This window comes from Variovorax sp. V93, from assembly GCF_041154485.1.
In the GTDB taxonomy this organism is placed as follows: domain Bacteria; phylum Pseudomonadota; class Gammaproteobacteria; order Burkholderiales; family Burkholderiaceae_C; genus Variovorax; species Variovorax beijingensis_A.
In genome coordinates this window covers 552,495-569,647 of record NZ_AP028670.1, presented here as the reverse complement: position 1 = coordinate 569,647, position 17,153 = coordinate 552,495, and the positions used below count along the sequence as shown (strand labels likewise).

Below are 17,153 nucleotides of genomic sequence, written 5' to 3'. Positions count from 1 at the left end.
ATCACTCCGGTGACCGGTCGCGCCACGCCTTCAGGATCATCGTCTCGATGTCATGCACTTCACGTCCGACCGCCGCAGCCACGGCTTCCCGGTACGGCGGCATGTTCGTGCATTCGAGCACGATGCGCTCGACGCAGGGGAAGGCCTGCACCAGGTGCACGGCCGCGTCGACGACATTGCGCTGCGCCTCGGCCAGGTCGAGCACGGTGTCGTTGTCCAGGATGCGGCGATGGAATTCGCAGCCCGGGCGCACGCCCATGACCGGCGTTCCCGCGGGCACGCCGGCAGCCTGCAGGATCTGCGGCGTCAGCGATTGCGCGTCGAAGGTGACGATGCCCGGCTGGACGCAGTGCCGCACCTGCAGCAGGCTCGAGGTCAGCACCGGCACGGGTACCGCCTGGGAAAGAACGTCCTGGTAGGCGGCCAGGAAGCCGCAGCTGGTGGTGATCATCGACGCACCTTCCGCCACCAGCCGCACCGCGGCATCGACGAAGGGCTGGACCAGGCGCGGATCGGCTTCTTCGACGATGCGCCTGGGTGACGCACCTTGCACCGTGAGAAAGCGCACCGGAATGCCGGCCCGCGCATAGGTCTGCGGATTGCCGACATCGCCCGGCGGCCGCGGAAAGCGCGTGTCGAGCATCAGCACACCGAGAAAGCCAGGCGCAGCGGCATTCATGTCCGACAAGGCTCAGGAGACCGAGGGAAGGGCGCTGCGCCGGTCGATCTTCCGGCTCAGGACGATCGAGGTCTGCGTCTGGTTGATGCCGTCCAGTTGGCCGAGCTGGTCGAGCAGGACATCGAGCTTTTCCGGCGTGTCGCAGCGCAGGAACACCATGTAGTCGAACTGGCCGCTCACGGCCGAAAGCTCCTCGACTTCGGGCACGCGCTCGAGCGCCCGGATCACCGCGGGCGCATTCTTGGCGTTGACGCTGAGCCCGCAGATCGCGCGAACGGCCGCATGCTCGAGCTTGTGGCCCAGGCGTACGCCGTAGCCGGCCACGATGCCTTCGCGCTCGAGCCGCGCAATGCGCGCGACCACAGTGGTGCGCGCGATCTTGAGTTTTCGCGCCAGGTTGGCGGCGGGCTCCCTGGCATTGGCCTGGAGCAGGCTCAGCAGGTGCCGGTCGAGGTCGTCAAGTCTTCCGTCCATCGCGTTGTCTCATGAAGTTCTGGAGTTTGACCGGCATGCTACGGCAGTGCGGTCCAGCCGCGGCCGTCGTGCAGGGAAAGCTCGATGTGCGCATCCAGCAGCGCGTCGACGCAATGCAGGTTGACATTGACCTCCTCGGGGGCCGATCGCGGATGGCAGTGCGTATGAATGCCGCACATGCTGCAGAAGAGATGGCGTGCGCGCATCGTCCCGAAGCGGTAGCTCGACAGCTGCTGCGCGCCCGCGAGCAGGCGGAAGTTCCCGGCCGGCACGCGGTGGTGCAGTGCCGCCTTGCGCACGCAATAGCTGCAGTTGCAGCTCACGCCCTTGTGCGAAGCCAGCAAGAATTCGAAGCGCACCGCGCCGCAGTGGCAGCGCCCCTGCGGCCATGCAACGGCTTCCGCGGGAGCAGCCTTGCCGCCCACTAGGCGATGACGGCGGCGGCAACGGCGGGCTCGGGCGCGCCGGCGGACGCCTTGAAGCGGCCGAGGAACGCGCGCGTCGACTCCTGCTGCGGGTTGTCGATGACGATGCCGGGCGGCCCGCACTCCGCGACGACGCCGTCGCGCATGAAGATCACCTGGTCCGCCACTTCGCGCGCAAAGCCGATCTCATGGGTGACCAGGATCATGGTCATGCCTTCCTTCGCCAGGCCCTTGATGACGGTCAGCACTTCTCCGACGAGCTCGGGGTCGAGCGCCGAGGTGGCCTCGTCGAACAGCATGACGCTCGGTTTCATGGCCAGTGCGCGGGCAATGGCCACGCGCTGCTTCTGCCCGCCCGAGAGCTTGTCGGGGTAGTAGTCGGCGCGCTCGAGCAGGCCCACCTTCTGCAGCAGCGCCCGGGCCTCGGCCGCGGCCTGCGCCTTCGGCGTCTTGAGCACCGTGACCGGGCCTTCCATGACGTTCTGCAGCGCGGTCATGTGGGGGAACAGGTTGAAGTGCTGGAACACCATCCCGGTGGAGGCGCGGAACTTCGCGAGCTTGCGCTCGCTCGGCAGCGCGGTGTCGCGTCCGCTGAACTGGATCGCCTGGTCGCCCACGGCGATGCGTCCGCCGTCCGGGACCGTCAGCAGGTTGATGCAGCGAAGCAGCGTGGATTTGCCGGAGCCCGAAGGCCCGATCATCGCGACCACCTGGCCACGTTCGATCTTCAGCGAGATGTCCTTGAGGACCACGTGGGCGCCGAAGGACTTTCGAAGGCCTGCGATCTCGATCACGGTGGGTGTCGTCATGTCAGGCTTCCCTGGCAACGCCGTATTCCATGCGCTTGGCCCAGATCGTGATGGGCAGCAGCACGGCGAAATAGGCAATCGCGATGAAAGTGTAGAGCTCCAGCGGCCGGTAGGTGTCGTGCGCGATCACCTGGCCCTGGTACAGCAGGTCGGGCACGGCCAGCACCGAGAGCAGCGAAGTGTTCTTCAGCTGCATGATCGACTGGCTCATCAGCGGCGGCACCATCTTCTTGAACGCCTGCGGCAGCAGGATGCGGCGAAGCAGCTGCAGGCGCGTCATGCCCAGCGCCTTGCCGGCTTCGGTCTGGCCGGACTCGATCGAGATGATCCCGCCGCGCACGATCTCGGAATAGAACGCGCCGCCATAGAGCGTCAGGCACAGGGTGGCGGCGGCCGTGGCCGAGAGCTCGAGACCGGTGAGCACGGGCAACGCGTAGTAGAACCACACGAGCTGCACCAGCACCGGTGTGCACCGGAACACCTCGATGTAGGCGCGCAGCGGCGCGGTGATGTACGGGTTGGTGGACAGGCGCCCCAGGCCAGTGACCACGCCCACCAGCAGCCCGAGCACCACGCAGACCACCGTGAAGAGCAGCGTGTAGAGCAACCCGCTGATGAGCAGCGAGCGGTACTTCCAGAGCACCGCGAAGTCCCAGTCGTAGCCGGCGGAGGCCGCGCTTGCGCCGGCGAAGTGCTTGACCAGCGCCCAGGCGCCGGCCAGCGCGAGAACCACCATCAGGGCCATGCCCAAGCGAGAGCGCGAGCGGGGCGCCCCCTGCGATTCGGCGTATTCCATGGCCCGGGCTCAGAACTTGATTTCGGAAGGGAAGGCGCTGGCGGGAACGCCGGCGAGTTTCTCCATGTTCTTCAGGATCACGCTGCGGACCTCGCCCTTGGCGCGAACCTCGCCCAGCCAGGCATTGACGGCCGCCTGCATGGCCGGATCGGCTTCCTTGCGCAGGCCGATGCTCACGGGCGCCGTGTAGATCGGGCTGGGAATCTGCATCACGCCCACGTTGGCGCGCTTGGCCAGCAGCGGCTGCGCCAGCAGGATCACCAGGATCTGGCAGTCGGCGCGGCCGGCCTGCAGCGCGAGCGTTGCGGAGCCCGAGTTCTCCAGCCGCTGGACGTCGGCCTTCGGCAGGATGCGCGTGGCGAGCTGGTCATGGCTCGAGCCTACGTCGACCACGATCTTGTTCTCGGGCGCGTTCAGCTGCTCCCAGGTCTTGGTCGGAAAGCCCTTCTTGCACACGGCGGTGTAGGTGTTGTCGAACAGCGTGTCGGAGAAGTTCACGACCTCCTTGCGCGCCGGCGTCGGCGCCATGCCGAACATCGCGTCGATCTTGTTCGACTGCAGGTCGAGCACCGCGTTGCCCCAGGTCGTTTCCACGTATTCGACCTTGGCGCCGAATTTCCTGGCCAGGCTCTCGGAGAAGTCGGGCCCGAAGCCTTCCCACTTGCCCGTGACCAGATCCTTGCTGAAGTACGGAATGGCCCCGGCGATCGCGCCCACCCGCAGGACCTTGGTCCGTTGGACGCGGGTCATCGAGCTTTCCGGCTCCTGGGCGACGCTGAGGGTGAGGGTGCATGCGCTCGTCAGCGCGAGGAGGGTGCGAAGGATCGCTCGTTTTGTAGTCATGGGGTCTCCAAGCAAAAAGCTCGCCATTTGAATGGGAAGGAAGGCTTCGACTCGCGAATGAAGTCTAGGAGCCATGACAGTCACGAGCAATGCGGCAGTTCGTCAGGATCGCGCGAAGTTTTCGTCATACCGTCACCGCGGGCATGCGAAACGACCATTTCCGTTGACCGGCGCCTGAATGTCCTGGTCGCACCAGGGGCACGACCGGGGTGCCAGATCGGTGCACTCCGTCTTGTTCGGGTGCGGATGCGCTGGCGGCTTCAGCCCAGGAAGCGTGAAGGCCGGAACGGCGCGGGATCGAAGGCGCAGGCTTCGCCGGCCATCATCGCGCCAAGGAGCGCGGCCGTGCCCGGGGCGGTGTTGAAGCCGATGTGCTGGTGGCCGAATGCGAGCCAAAGGCCTGGGCGGCCCGGGCATTCGCCGATGACCGGGCGGCTGTCCGGCAGCGTGGGGCGGCTGCCGAGCCAGGCTTCCTTGTCAAGGCGCGCCTCGAGCGGAAACGCCTCGCGCGCTGCGCGCTCCGCCAGATCGAGCTGCGCGAGGTTTTTGGGCGCCTCGCGGTCGGCCAGCTGCACGCCGGTGGACAGCCGCAGGCCCTGTTCCATGGGCGACAGCACATAGCCGCCGCCGGTGTCGTAGACCGGCCGACCGAGCATGGCCCCGCCGGCAGCGCGGTAGTGCATGTGGTAGCCGCGCTCGTACGCCATCGGTACCGACAGGCCCAGGGCCTTCTTCGCGAACTCCCGGGTCCACGGCCCCAGCGCGAGCACGACGCGCGAGGCCTCGTGGCGCGTGCCGCCGTCTTCGCTCAGCTGCCAGGCATCGCCTGCTTCCGAGCGGCGCAGTCCGCCGATCGATGCCTGCCGGATGCGGCCGCCGCGCGCAACAAAAAGCCTGGCGTAGGCTTCGACCACCTGGCCCGGGCTGTCCACCGACGCCGTGTCCTGGATCCAGAGCGCGCGCGGGAACAGCGGCTTCAGATGCGGCTCCAGCTGCGCGAGTTCTTGCGCATCGAGCAGCTGCGTGGCGATGCCGAACTTCTTGAAGGTGTCCCGCGAGAGTTGGCTGCCGAGAAAGCCTTCCTCGCTGCGATAGAGAAAGAGCCACCCGTTCGTGCGCAGGCGGTGCGCCGCGCCCGCTTCGCCCAGCAGCCGCAGGTGCTGCGCCGCCGAAAGCCGGATCAGTGCATCGAGCGCCGCGGTCGTTTCATGAAAGACCGCCGCACGCGTGTTGGCCAGGAACTTCAGCGCCCACGGCAGGTTCTTCGCGAGGAAAAGCGGGTTGTAGCGAAAGCCCGCGGCGTTGTTCTTCAGCAGCCTGGGAAGCGAGGACCACAGCCCCGGATGGTTGAACGGCATCAGCGAGCTGCGGGCGATCACGCCGGCATTGCCGTAGGAGGTCTCGCGGCCCGGCGCGGCGCGGTCGAAGACCGTCACGTCGAAACCCCGCCGCTGGAGTTCGAGGGCACACGACACGCCGACGATGCCGGCGCCGAGCACGGCAACAGTGTTCTTCATTCAGGCCAATCGGTTCATTCGCCGAAAAGTCTATCGTGAACCGTTGGCGCCGCGATCCGACCTACAGATAGGCCACGTCCTCCGGCGCGAGTGCCAGCGGATCGAGCTTCTTTTTCGCGAGCCAGGAATACACGGGCGGCACGCGGTCCGCGAGCGATTCGATGTGGATGTCGATCAGGCAGGGGCCGTCATAGGCGAAGGCTTCATCGAGCGCCCGGATCAATTCATCGGGCGTGGCGGCCGTCCAGGCCTTGATGTCGAAGGCCTCGGCAATGGCCTGGCCGCGCGGCGGCAGGAAGTCCACGCCAAGGCATTCGTCGTGGCCCTTGAGCCGGTGCAGTCCCTTGATCCAGCCGAAGCAGCCGTTGTTGAAGAGCATCAGGAGCGCCGGCACCTTCTTGCGGACCAGCGTCTCGAGCTCGCCGACCGCCATGTTGAAAGAGCCGTCGCCGAACATGCCGATGGGCCGGCGCGTCTTGTCGGCATACCAGGCGCCGACCACCGCGGGAATCGCCGAGCCCAGGCCGCCGAAGGCGCGCGGTATCACGAAGCGCGTGCGGCGGTCGCCGATGCGCAGGAAGCGCGTCATGTAGGGCGTGGGCGTGCCGGCGTCCGAAAGAATGTGCACGGCCCGCCCGTACTTTTCGAGCTGCCTGCCGAACTCGCGCACCACACGCTCGGGCCGCAGCGGCACGTCGTCCAGCGAGAGCACGCCCTCGGCGTGGTCCCAGAAGTTTGCGCGGTAGGCATTCAGGTGGTCGACCCAGGGCGTGTGCTTCGATCCATCGAAATCGACGGGCGCTTCGCTCAGGATCTGCGTGAGGACCAGTTGCGCGTCCGCGGCGATCGACAGCAGGTTCTCGTAGTTGTTGGCAAGGCGCTCGGGGTTGATGTCGATCTGCACCACGCGCTTGTTGAGTGTCATTCGGGGGAAGGTCCAGCCCACGGTGACGACCGAGCCCATGCGCGAGCCGACGAAGATCACCAGGTCCGATTCCTCGAGCGCGCGGTTGGCATGCGGATGAAAGCCGTTGTCGCCGATGACGCCGATGGCCAGGCGGTGGTCGTCGGGCAGCGCACCCTGGCCCGTGATCGTGTTGACCACGGGCACGTTGAGCTTCACGGCCACCTCGGTGAGCGCGCCGCCGGCGCAGGAGCGGTTCACGCCGCCGCCCGCGACGAACAGCGGCTTCGAGGCGTTGCGCAGCAGCGCGAAGAGTTCGTTCACCTTGCCAGGCGCGGGGGCCGTCGGAAAGGCCGGGAAGGTCCTGCATTCGGGCTCGGCGTGCAGCGAGATGGCGCCGGGATCGATCTCCGCCAGCAGCATGTCTTCCGGAATCTGCAGGTGCACGGCGCCGGGCGTGCCGGAGCAGGCCACGCGGAATGCGCGGCGAACGATCTCGGGCAGTTTCTCGGGCGACTTCACCTGCACCGACATTTTCGTGACGGGCTCGAACAGCCTGGCGCAGTCGAGCTCGGTGATCATGCCGCGGCCCTCGCCCGGCAAGGGCAGGTCGATGGTCAGCAGGATGACCGGCACCGAAGACGCATTCGATTCGGCCAGCGGGGGCAGCGAATACATCGCGCCGGCGCCCGAGGGGCATTCGAAGATGCCGGGCTTGTCGGTCAGCCGCGCGTAGGCGTCGGCCATGTAGCCGGCCGAGCGCTCGTCGCGGGCCATGACATGCTCGATGTCGCCCTGGCGGCGCTGCAGCGCCTCGTAGAACGGCACGTTGGTGTCGCCGGGCACACCAAAGAGCACGTCGACGCCGTAGTTGATCAACATCTGCACGAGCACGTCTGCACCACGCATGGCAAAACTCCAGTCCGGGTTGAAGAAGAAAGAGAGACAGGGCCGGGCCGGGGCGTTGTGCGCCCCCGGGGCCGCGGCTTGCGCGAAGCGCTCAGGCTTCGGCGAGTTCCGGCCGAGAAGGGCTGGAGGCGCTCACGCCGAGCCCCTGGTAGTAGTGGCCCACGCGGGTCGAGAGAAAGGCCTCGAGCGGCACCTGCTCCTGCCCGACGAAGCCGGCGCGGGGCAGCGTGCCCTGCAGCAGCAGCTCGAACACGCCGACCACGCCGGCGGCCGTCGTGAGCTCGATGGCGGTGCGGTCCTTGCCGCGGAGCCTGGCGCCGAACACGCGGCCCAGGCGGGTTTCCTGTTCGAACCGGCCGCCGCGCATGCCCGAGGCCGAGGCGAACACGATGACCACGTCTTCCCGGCTGTGCGGCACCGCATGTTCGAGCACCTGGCGCAGCAGGTCGCGGCGCTCGATCAGGCGCAGGTCGTGCAAGAGGAAGTTCATCGCATCGCGGTGGCCCGGATAGCGGATGGTCTTGTAGTCGAGGTTGCGCACCTTGCCGCACAGCGTCTCGCACAGCGTGCCCAGTCCGCCCGAGGTGTTGAAGGCCTCGAAGGCTTCCGCATCGAGCGTGAAGGTCTCATGGCCCTCCAGCGGCTGCACCGACACGACCTGGCCGTTCACGATCGCATCGCAGGCGTTGCAGTATTCGTTGATGACGCCGTCGATGCTCCAGGTGAAGTTGTAGCGCAGGCTGTTGGTGGCATTGCGCGTGAGCGCGCCGACGCGCAGGCGCAGGTCGTAGAGTTCGTCGAAGTGCCCCGCCAGGTGGCCGCCGAGCATGCCGATCACGCCGGGTGCGAGGCCGCTTTGCGGCATCAGCATCGACGTGGCTTCATGGGACAGCTGGCGGATCGCATGCGTGGCCGCCACGTCTTCCGTGAGGTCGAAGTAGTGCACGCCGAGCCGCGCGGCCTGGGTGGCCACGCGCGCCGCCAGGAAGAACGGCAGCGCGTTGATGACCACCGTGTGCGAGGCCAGTTCGCCGGCCAGCGCCGCCTCGTCCTCGACGTCCAGCGTGATCTGCCGCACCAGCGGATCATTGGACGGCGTGCCGGTGCGCTGGTCGGCCAGCGTCACCGGGATGCGGTGGTATTCGGCGATCATGTCCGCCACCGTGCTGCCCACCTTGCCCGCACCCAGCACCAGAACATTCTTGACTTGCAGCTTCGACATTTTGTTTCTCCAGAAAGGAGCTCAGGCTCCATGGAGAAAATGTAGAAGCGAAGGCTGGCAGGCGGTAGAGAGCAGAACGGCGAAGGCGCGGTTCGTTTCGCCGTTTCGACGAAAGCGCGTGACGTTTCGAAGGCCTCAGGCCTCGGGCCGTCCGCGGTGCAGCAGCAATCCCGGCGCATCGAGCTGCGCCGCCAGGATGTTCCCGTGCGTGGAATCGGTCACGTAGAGCGTGCTGCGGTCCTTGCCCCCGAAGGCAAGGTTGGTCGTGGAAGCCCCCGCCGGTCCCCGAAGCACGACGACTGGCTCGGCACGGGCGTTCAGCAGCCAGACGTAGCCCAGGCCCGGGTTGGCGACGATCACGCGCCCTTTTGCATCGACCGCCAGGCCATCGGGGCCGCTCGGGCCGTACGAGGTGAAGAACTGGCTCACCTTGGCGACGCTGCCGTCGGCCAGCAGCGGCACGCGCCAGACGCAGTTGCCGCGCGTCACCGCGAGGTAGAGCAGCCTGCCGTCGGGCGAGAGCGCCACGCCGTTCGGGCTGGGCACGTTGCCCAGCAGCAGGTCGAGCTGGCCGTCGGGCCGCAGCCGGTAGAGGCGGCCCGTGGGATCGTGCAGCCCGGTCTGGCCCTGGTCGGTGAAGTAGATGTTTCCCTGCGCGTCCAGCACCAGGTCGTTCACGCCCTTGAAGCGCTCGGTGTTGCGCCGCTGCAGGTGAGGCGTGACGGCACCGGTGCGCGCGTCGACGCGCATCAGGCCGTTCTTGTAGTCGGTGACGAGCAGCGTGTGCGCGTCCAGGAACTTCATGCCGTTGGGCTCGCCGTCGTATTCGGCCACGAGCGTCCATGCGCCGGCCGGGTCGATGCGGAAGATGCGTCCGAACGGGATGTCGGCCACGTACAGGTTGCCGGCATCGTCGAACACCGGCCCTTCGAGAAATGAGTCGGTGGCCTGGCCGCCCCGGTTGGCGTCGGCCCATGCGCTGGGTTCGCGCCGGCGCAAGGCATCAGGCATGCGCGTGAACACTTCGAGGTCTCGAACTTCGGGGGGCTGAAGAAGGAACAAGGGGAGTCTCCGTCGCGGCACAGGCCGCAATCAGGGTTGGCCGAAGCCGTAGAGCCTCGCCGGGTTGTCGACGAGGATACGGTCCATCACGCCATCGTCGCCGCACCAGGCGCGCAGCACGTTCACCAGGCCGGCATCGTCGACCGTGCCCGGCGCCTCGGTGGTGTGGGGCCAGTCGCTGCCCCAGAGCATGCGCTCCGGCGCAGCCCGGACCAGCGCACGGGCCAGTGCCTGCGCGTCGCCGTAGGCCGGGGCGCCTTCTCGCGAGCGCATGTAGACGCCGGAGAGCTTGACCCAGGTGTTGCCCTTGTCGAGCAGTCGGTGCAGCGTGGCGAAGGCGGCGCCGGCCGGCCCTTCGGCGGGATCGATGCGTGCCATGTGATCGACCACGAGCGGGGCGGGCAGGGCCTCGAGTAGCGGCGCCAGTTCGACCAGCTGCCCGGGGTGGACGAAGACCTGGATGTGCCATCCGAGGCGCGCCGCCTTGCGCGCGAGCACCGTCAGCATGTCCGCCGTGGTGGCGCCCCAGGATTGCGGCGTCACGAAGTTCACGCGCAATCCGCACACGCGCTGCGCCGCGAGGCGCTCGAGCTGCGCGTCGTCCACCTCGGCGCCGACCACCGCGACGCCACGCGCGCTTGCCCCGAGCTGCGCCAGCGCGTCGAGCATGCAGGCGTTGTCGGTGCCATAGGTCGACGGGTTCACCACGACAGTGCGCGACGTGCCCAGCCGCTCCTGGAGCTGGCGATAGGCGGCGACCTCGGCGCGCGGTGGCTGCCGCTTCCAGTGCCGCGAGGGCGCGAAGCGCGGATCGAAGATGTGCATGTGGCTGTCGCAGGCACCTGCGGGCAGCGCGCGCGAAGGGCGCTCGAGCCCGACCGAATGCGGCACGGGATGCGTGAGCGGGAGATCGGCCATCGGCGTGTCAGTCGAGCTTGATGTTGCCCTTGCGGATCACCTCGGCCCATTTCGCGTCTTCCTTCTTCAGGAAGGCCGCGAACTCGGCCGGTGTGGAACCGACGGCCTGCACGCCGACGTCGGCGAAGCGCTGCTTCACCTCGTCTTCCTTCAGTACGTCGACCAGCGCCTTGTGCAGCTTCGCGGCCACCGGTTCGGGCGTGCCGGCCGGCAGCAGCAGCCCGTTCCATTCGAAGGCCTCGTAGCCCGGCACGACCGATTCGGCCACCGTCGGCACGTCCGGCAGGCGCTTGGAGCGCTCGGGCGACGAGACTGCGAGAGCCCGCAGCTTGCCCGAAGAGACCAGCGGATAGGACGCCGCGATGGTGCTGAACATGAAGTCGACCTGGCCGCCGGTCACATCGACGATCGCGGGGCCGCCGCTCTTGTAGCCGACGTGCACCATGTCGAGGTCGAGCCGCTGGCGCAACAGCTCCGCCGCCAGCCGCTGCACCGTGCCGCTGCCGCCGGAGGCGAAGTTCAGCTTGCCCGGCGCGGCCTTGGCCCTGGCGACCAGGTCCTTCACGTCCCTGATCGGCGATTCGGCCCTGACGATGAGGAGGTTCGGCGCCAGCGAGACCAGCGCCAGCGGCTGCAGCGCATTGCTCGCATACGGCATGCGCGGGAACAGGTGCGGATTGATGGAGTAGGGCGTGGCGTCGTAGAGCACGGTGTAGCCGTCGGCCGGGGCCTTGGCGGCGAAGCTCGCGCCGATGGTCCCGCTCGCGCCGGGGCGGTTGTCGACGATCACGCTCGTGCCCAGCTTCGCGCCCATGCGCACGGCGAGCACGCGCGCCAGCGCATCGGCCGAACCGCCGGGCGCGTAGGGGACGACCAGGGTGATCGGACGCTCGGGAAAGGCTGCGTGCGCGGATGCCGCAGCAAGAAGGCATGCGGCAAGCACGCGCTGGATCAATGTCTTCATGGATTCGTCTCTCGTTGTTGTGTTCGTGTCCGCTGCCGGTGTGCCGCAGTGCATTCGCTGCGCGGCGCGCCGCCGAAGGCTCAGGTGGTGGCCGGCTGCCGGGCGAGCACCTGCAGCACGTTCTTCGCCGCGCCGATGCCCATGTTCACATAAGCGTCACCGGTCACGCCGCCGATGTGCGGGCTCAGCACGAAGTTCTTCTCGCCCTGGAAAGGGTGGCCCGCGGCCATCGGCTCCACTGCGAAGCTGTCCAGGCCCGCCATGCCCACCTGGCCCGAACGCACTCCGGCCAGCAGCGCCGCTTCGTCGACGAGGCCGCCGCGCGCGGTGTTGACCAGGATCACGCCGCGCCTGCACCGGGCCAGCGTGTCGGCGTTGACCAGGCCGCGGTTGTCTTCCGTCAGCGGGCAGTGCAGCGAGATCGCATCGGACTCGCGCCAGATCGTCGGCAGGTCGACGGCCGTGACATGGGGCGGAAGATTCCCGGCATAGGGATCGAAGCCGATCACGCGCATGCCCAGCGCATCGGCCATGCGGGCAAAGCGCAGTCCGATCGCACCCAGGCCAATCAGCCCGATGGTGCGGCCGCCAAGCTCGAGGCTCTTGTGCGTGGCCTTGTCCCAGTGGCCGGCATGCATGCGGGCATCGAGCTGCACCACGGACTTGGCGCAGGCCAGCAGCAGGGCCAGCGCCTGCTCGGCCACCGCGGCGGCGTTCGCGCCCACGGCCGCGACCACCTCGATGCCGCGCGCCTGGGCCGCGGCCTTGTCGATGGTGTCGGTGCCGCTGCCATGCTTGGAGATCACGCGCAGCGAGGGCGCCGCGTCCATCACCGCGGCGCCGACCTTGCCGTAGCGCACGATGATGGCCACCGGATCATGCGCGCGGCACAGCGCCACCAGGTCGTCCTCGGTCGGGGCCTTGCCGGCGTAGACGATCTCGTGGCCCTCGAGCAGCGCGACGGCCTGCGGCGCCAGGTCGGCGCCGGTCACCAAGATGCTGCTCACAGCACCTCTCCTTCCTTGAGCACGCCGGCCGTGCGCAGCGCGCCGTTCAGCCACTTGGCCGCGGTGTCGCCTTCCTTGATCGCGGCAATGCGCGCGGCCTCGTCGCTGACCTTCCGGGCCGCCGCGGGCAGCAGCGCCTCGATCTTCTCGCGCTCCACCACCACCACGCCGTCGCCGTCGGCGATCACGAAGTCGCCCGCGCGCACCGTGACATCGCCGACCGAGACGGGATGCCCGATGCGCCCGGCGATGTTCTTGGTAGGGCCGTTCGGGTTGGTGCCCACGCAGAACACCGGGTAGTTCATCTCGTCGATCTCGAGGCTGTCGCGGCAGGCGCCGTCCATCACCACGCCGACGATGCCGAGCTTCTGGCAGGCCGTCATCATGATGGTGCCCATGAGCGCCGAGCCCTGGTCGCCCTTGCCGTCGATCACCAGCACGTCGCCGGGCCTGGCCATCGCGATGGCGGCATGGATCATCAGGTTGTCGCCGGGACGCACCTCCACCGTGAAGGCGGGGCCGGCGAGTTTCATGCGGGGGCGCAACGCCTTGATGCGGCCGTGCATCGCGCCTCGGCGGCCGGCCACGTCGGCCAGGATGGCGGGCTGGAATTGCGCGGCTTGCGCCACGATGTGCGCGGGTACGCGCTCGAAATCGCGAATGATGTCGGGAGGGTTGGAGGACATGGTTTCTCTTGGAGGAATGAAGACGGGAGGTTTGGTGCGGCGTGTGCGTCAATCGACCTTGGCGCCCGAGTCCTTGACGACCTTGCCCCAGCGCACGGTTTCTTCGCGGATGTAGGCGCCGAACTCTTCCGGCGTGCTGCCCTTCACCTCGGCGCCCTGGCTCGCGAGCTTGCGCTTGACCTCGGGGTCCTGCAGCGCCTTGTTGAACGCCGCGTTGAGCTTGGCGACCATGTCCTTCGGCAGGCCGGCCGGGCCCGCAACGCCGAACCATGTCGCGGCCTCGAAGCCCTTGTAGCCCGACTCGTCCACCGTCGGCGCATCCGGGAGATCGGTCGTGCGCTTGCGCGAGGTGACGACGATCGGGCGCATCTTGCCGCTCTTGATGTGCCCGATCAGCGTGGGCACCGAGGACATGTACATCTGGATCTGGCCGCCGATCAGGTCGGTCGATCCTTGCGCGGCGCCCTTGTAGGGCACATGCGTGAACCGCACGTTGGCGGTCTTCTGGAAGAGCTCGGTCGCCAGGTGCGCCACCGTGCCGCTGCCCGAACTCGCATAGTTGAGCGCCTCGGGTCTGGCCTTGGCCGCGGCCACCACGTCGGCCAGTGTCTTGTATGGCGAGTCGGCCGCCACCACCAGCACCAGCGGCGCGCTGGCGACGAGGCCGATCGGTGTCAGGTCCTTTTCCGGGTTGTAGGGCAGCTTCGCGTAGAGCGTTGGATTGATCGCCAGGTTGCTGGTCTGGCCGAGCACCAGCGTGTAGCCGTCGGGCGCGGCCTTGGCGGCCGCATCGACCCCGAGGTTGCCGCCCGAGCCGGGCTTGTTGTCGATGACGATCGACCAGCCGTTGCTGGTGGCGACCTTGTTGGCGACCTCACGCGCGATCAGGTCGGTGCCGCCGCCGGCCGGGAACGGCACGATCAGCCGGATCGGCCGCGACGGATACGAGGCCTGCGCAAGAACACCGGCGGGCGCGAGGAGGGTGGCGCCGGCAACCAGGCTTGCGGCGGCCATGGCGAGACGACGCGAAGCGCCGGCACGAAGCGGGAAAGAGGGCATGAACTTGTCTCCAGTGGCCGAACTGCCCGGCCCTGTGAAGTGGGTCCGGTGCGTTCGATGGAGGCAAGTATTCGCGCTGCGGCCTTAACGGTCCAATCGATAATTTCTTGGAACCGATAAATGCCGCTTGGGGTATCAGCGGGAACGGAAGCGCCCGTGCTTGGCCAGCAGTACCACCAGGCGCTGCGCCGCCGGCGAGAGGTACCCGCTCTCGCGGTAGGTGACCACCATGCGGCGGCGCATGGTCACGCCCCGGACCTTCACCTCGCGCAGCGCCGCGCCCGAGCGGCCTTCCTGCAGGTGCAGCCGCGAGATGAAGCTCAGCAGGCCGGTCTCGGCGATCAGGCTCGGCAGCATCAGCAGCATCGTGCTTTCCACCTGCACCTGGGGCCGCGGCAGGTGGCTGCGGTCGAAGGTCTGGTCCAGCCAGTCGCGCGTCGGCGCACCGGGCGGCTGCAGCACCCAGCGGTAGCCCGCCAGGTCCTTGAGCGTCGGCCTCGTCTTCTTGAAGATCTCGTGCGAACTGATTGCGGCCACGACGATCGGGTCTTCGGCAAGCAGCTTCGAGGTGAAGCCCGGCTCCTGCGTGCCCTCGGTGCCGACCATCAGGTCGATCTCGCCGGCCCGCAGCAGCGGCGTCAGGATGTCGCCCAGGGCGACCGTCGTGCGAAGCGTGATGCCCGGCGCCTCGCCAATCAGTTCTCGCGCCGCCGGCGGGAGCAGGAACTGCGCGGCCGTGGGCACGATGCCGATGCGGATGTTGCCGGCCAGGCCGCGGCCGATGTCGCCGATCTCGCGGCACGCGCTCTCCACGTCGAAGCGCGTGCGCTGCGCCCACTTGAGCAGGGCCTTGCCGGCGGCCGTGAGGCGGATGCCGCGCCCCGTTCGCTCGAACAGGGCCGCGCCACAGGCCTCCTCGAGACGCTTGACGCAACTCGTCAGTGCGGGTTGGGTCCGGTGCAGCCGCTCGGAGGCGCGGCCCATGTGCTCGAGTTCGGCAATGACCTCGAAATACTGCAGATCGCGCAGGTCCAAAATGTCTCCTGGTTTGCCCTTGCGCGACGCATGGCGCCAGCCCCTCGAGCGAATGATCCTGCCCCGTGCCGGCGGGCACGGGCTGCTCGCAATATAGCGCCCCGCACCTTGGAAAGAAGGCGCGTCAGTTGATCCGCGCGTTGCGAAATTCCAGTTGCTCGAAATGGCTGCCCGTGAAGTCGACCTGCTCGCCGGACAGGCCGTCGGCCTGCACGGTGGTTCCGGTGCAGCCCAGGATGGCGACCCGGGTCCAGTGGCTGCTGTCGAAGTTCAGGGCATCCCACTGGCAGTTGCTGAACCGGCAGCCGCTGAGCCGGCTGTGCCGCAGCTGGGATCGAGAAAACACGCAGCCGGTGAAGACGCAGTCGGTGAGCGCGATGCCTTCGAAGTCGCAGCCGGTGAAGTTGCAGCCAGTGAACCCACAGGAACGCCAGACTGCCTGCCTGAAGGTCGTGGCCGCGAAGCTGCTGCCATTGAAAGTGGAAGTGACGAACTGGGCCAGGTCGAGATCGAGGCCGGCATAGGCCAGGCTGTCGGCCTGCCCGACCAGCCCCGCGGGTGCGCCTCCCATGCCTTTGCGCCAGAGGTCGTGGTCGGTGATGATTTTTTGGGAACTCATGATTGAAGAATGTTAGAGAACTGCATGAACCGATCATCGGATGAGGTCGCAACGCGCGGGGTATCGTCCACGGGTTTCCACAACAGGTTAGCCGATGGTCCGGCCGGCCCGGCAAGGGCCTGAAGTCGTGTGAGCGCGGGAACCGGCAAGGCGGTCATTGCCACGGCGCCCGCGGCCAGCTGCAGTGCCTGGCGCCGTGTCGGGTGTTGAATCGATGTCATTGCTGATTTCCTCACTTGATCGCCACAGCATTGGCAGGCGCACCCGGCACCGCCACGCGGAACTTCAGGCCTTCGAGCAGCTTGTCCCACAACGCGATGGCCTCTTCGTCGTTGAGCGAGGAGGCCTTGGCTGCGCCGATGCGGTCGGCCTCGACCTTGGTGTGCATCGCCACACTCAGGTTGCCGGGACGTGCGACGCTGCCGCCGTTCTCGCCGATGAACATCCACTCGAAGTCCTGCGTGCCGTCGGGGCGGCGCACCAGCGACTCTTCTCCGTCCCAGCCATGGACCTTCCTCTTGCCCTCGCGCAAGGTGGTGAGCTTGGGGTACCTGCTGCCCGCTTCGCGCTTGCGCTCGGCGATGAGCTTGAGCAGGCCATCGCTGTTGCCGGGGAAGGTGGCGTTGATGGTCTGGTTGCTCTGGACGCTGAAGACCACGTCGGGTAAGGCTGCTATGTGAAGGCCGACCTGGGTCAGCACGTTGCCCTTGGCGCCGTCCAGCCGCCGGAATCCGAATTGGTGGCACAGGCCCTGTTCGGTGGGCACTTCATCGGGGCCACGAGGTCGCAGGTTTTTTGAAGTCTCCACTGCATCCTTGAGCAAATAGTCTGCACTTATGTTTTGGCTTTTGGCTGTCGCATCACCGTCCAGAAAGATATGCGGCCCGACGACGTAGTAGAAATGAAATTCTTCAAGTTCATATTTCTTTGCGAACTTGTCTTCGTATGATCGAATAAGCCACGTATTCGGGGCCGGTCCCTTGCCGAAGTAGGTGATTTCGGCTGTCTTGTTTGCCGAGAGGATTTTCGTCCGCTCGGCCTCCATCACCTTCTCGATGTCCTTGGCTTGATTGGGCAGTGTCGGAAAGTCCCGCCCGAAGGCCAGGCGCGAATCCACGGGCGCCGTGAGTACATAGCGCCCGAAGCACAGCAGCTTGGTGTGTTCGAACAGCCGTTCAATGCGAGGGTTCGTCATCGGAATGCTCCCTTGGTCATGGTTAAAGCG

Annotated in this window: 18 protein-coding genes; all 18 read right to left on the bottom strand. The window is 67.4% G+C overall.

What is annotated here, in order from left to right:
• Position 1 precedes the first annotated feature (1 nt).
• The 18 genes from ACAM54_RS28695 to ACAM54_RS28610 all read right to left on the bottom strand — a co-directional run bounded on the left by ACAM54_RS28695 (position 2) and on the right by ACAM54_RS28610 (position 17,123).
• Complete coding sequence (locus ACAM54_RS28695) at positions 2-679, bottom strand: aspartate/glutamate racemase family protein (protein ID WP_369651499.1); 678 nt, start codon at positions 677-679, stop codon at positions 2-4.
• Between the two features lie 12 nt (positions 680-691).
• A complete protein-coding gene (locus tag ACAM54_RS28690) occupies positions 692-1,153 on the bottom strand; it encodes an Lrp/AsnC family transcriptional regulator (RefSeq protein WP_047787395.1) in 462 nt (153 codons plus the stop codon).
• Between the two features lie 38 nt (positions 1,154-1,191).
• Complete coding sequence (locus ACAM54_RS28685; protein WP_369651500.1) at positions 1,192-1,512, bottom strand: GFA family protein; 321 nt, start codon at positions 1,510-1,512, stop codon at positions 1,192-1,194.
• 65 nt (positions 1,513-1,577) lie between these two features.
• Complete coding sequence (locus ACAM54_RS28680) at positions 1,578-2,387, bottom strand: amino acid ABC transporter ATP-binding protein (protein WP_369651501.1); 810 nt, start codon at positions 2,385-2,387, stop codon at positions 1,578-1,580.
• 1 nt (position 2,388) lies between these two features.
• Complete coding sequence (locus ACAM54_RS28675) at positions 2,389-3,183, bottom strand: amino acid ABC transporter permease (protein ID WP_145744140.1); 795 nt, start codon at positions 3,181-3,183, stop codon at positions 2,389-2,391.
• A 9-nt stretch (positions 3,184-3,192) separates the two neighbouring features.
• A complete protein-coding gene (locus tag ACAM54_RS28670) occupies positions 3,193-4,026 on the bottom strand; it encodes a transporter substrate-binding domain-containing protein (protein WP_192327099.1) in 834 nt (277 codons plus the stop codon).
• Between the two features lie 260 nt (positions 4,027-4,286).
• Positions 4,287-5,543, bottom strand: coding sequence for an NAD(P)/FAD-dependent oxidoreductase (locus ACAM54_RS28665; RefSeq protein ID WP_369651502.1), 1,257 nt, complete (start codon positions 5,541-5,543; stop codon positions 4,287-4,289).
• A 61-nt stretch (positions 5,544-5,604) separates the two neighbouring features.
• Positions 5,605-7,356: a thiamine pyrophosphate-binding protein gene (locus tag ACAM54_RS28660; RefSeq protein ID WP_192327105.1), complete on the bottom strand. Its 1,752-nt coding sequence runs from the start codon at positions 7,354-7,356 to the stop codon at positions 5,605-5,607.
• Positions 7,357-7,447: 91 nt separating this feature from the next.
• Positions 7,448-8,578: a saccharopine dehydrogenase family protein gene (locus tag ACAM54_RS28655; protein WP_369651503.1), complete on the bottom strand. Its 1,131-nt coding sequence runs from the start codon at positions 8,576-8,578 to the stop codon at positions 7,448-7,450.
• A gap of 135 nt (positions 8,579-8,713) precedes the next feature.
• The gene (locus ACAM54_RS28650) at positions 8,714-9,640 is read right to left on the bottom strand and encodes an SMP-30/gluconolactonase/LRE family protein (protein ID WP_209502132.1); all 927 of its coding nucleotides are present in this window, start codon (positions 9,638-9,640) and stop codon (positions 8,714-8,716) included.
• A gap of 30 nt (positions 9,641-9,670) precedes the next feature.
• Complete coding sequence (locus ACAM54_RS28645; protein WP_369651504.1) at positions 9,671-10,558, bottom strand: amidohydrolase; 888 nt, start codon at positions 10,556-10,558, stop codon at positions 9,671-9,673.
• Positions 10,559-10,565: 7 nt separating this feature from the next.
• Positions 10,566-11,522, bottom strand: a complete 957-nt coding sequence (locus tag ACAM54_RS28640; RefSeq protein ID WP_369651505.1) for a Bug family tripartite tricarboxylate transporter substrate binding protein — start codon at positions 11,520-11,522, stop codon at positions 10,566-10,568.
• Positions 11,523-11,602: 80 nt separating this feature from the next.
• Positions 11,603-12,529 (bottom strand): NAD(P)-dependent oxidoreductase, encoded by a 927-nt coding sequence (locus ACAM54_RS28635; protein WP_369651506.1) that lies wholly within the window; start codon positions 12,527-12,529, stop codon positions 11,603-11,605.
• Positions 12,526-13,215 (bottom strand): RraA family protein, encoded by a 690-nt coding sequence (locus ACAM54_RS28630; protein ID WP_369651507.1) that lies wholly within the window; start codon positions 13,213-13,215, stop codon positions 12,526-12,528. Before ACAM54_RS28630 ends, ACAM54_RS28635 begins: the two co-directional genes overlap by 4 nt.
• 48 nt (positions 13,216-13,263) lie before the next feature.
• A complete protein-coding gene (locus ACAM54_RS28625; protein ID WP_369651508.1) occupies positions 13,264-14,274 on the bottom strand; it encodes a Bug family tripartite tricarboxylate transporter substrate binding protein in 1,011 nt (336 codons plus the stop codon).
• 135 nt (positions 14,275-14,409) lie between these two features.
• Positions 14,410-15,309, bottom strand: coding sequence for a LysR family transcriptional regulator (locus tag ACAM54_RS28620; protein WP_369651509.1), 900 nt, complete (start codon positions 15,307-15,309; stop codon positions 14,410-14,412).
• 124 nt (positions 15,310-15,433) lie between these two features.
• On the bottom strand, positions 15,434-15,928 hold the full coding sequence (locus ACAM54_RS28615) for a pentapeptide repeat-containing protein (RefSeq protein ID WP_369651510.1): 495 nt from the start codon (positions 15,926-15,928) through the stop codon (positions 15,434-15,436).
• 232 nt (positions 15,929-16,160) lie between these two features.
• Entirely contained in the window at positions 16,161-17,123 is a 963-nt protein-coding gene (locus tag ACAM54_RS28610) for a T6SS immunity protein Tli4 family protein (RefSeq protein ID WP_369651511.1), read from the bottom strand.
• Positions 17,124-17,153: the final 30 nt, after the last annotated feature.